This is a genomic window from Pseudomonas sp. Kh14 (assembly GCF_900291005.1).
In the GTDB taxonomy this organism is placed as follows: Bacteria; Pseudomonadota; Gammaproteobacteria; order Pseudomonadales; family Pseudomonadaceae; genus Aquipseudomonas; species Aquipseudomonas alloputida.
On sequence record NZ_OLKJ01000271.1, the window covers coordinates 1 to 242 of the forward strand.

At 47.1% G+C, this 242-nt stretch carries 1 protein-coding gene; it reads left to right on the top strand.

The genetic code is table 11. The annotated features are described in order from the left end of the window. Positions 1-242, top strand: a 242-nt coding sequence (locus FQ668_RS28745) for a hypothetical protein (protein WP_178097259.1), incomplete at both ends; no start/stop codon positions are given.

Consider the following 242-nt stretch of genomic DNA (forward strand, 5'->3'; position numbering starts at 1 on the left):
GCAGATTGGTTCTGCAATTCAGAAATCTCTGGAGACTGGAGTCCCCCTTCATGATTTGATTTTTCAGACCTCCGCGAAACCTACCAGAAAAACGATGCCTCCCCAGGATGCCCTGAAATGGACAGGAAAGTTTGTCACCCTGATGAAGAAAGGCAAAGTCTCTGCTGGAAAAGAGGGAGAGAATCCGAAGGAGAAGAAGAAAGAGAAGGAGGGGAAAGAAGAAGATTTGGTCAGTGTAGACC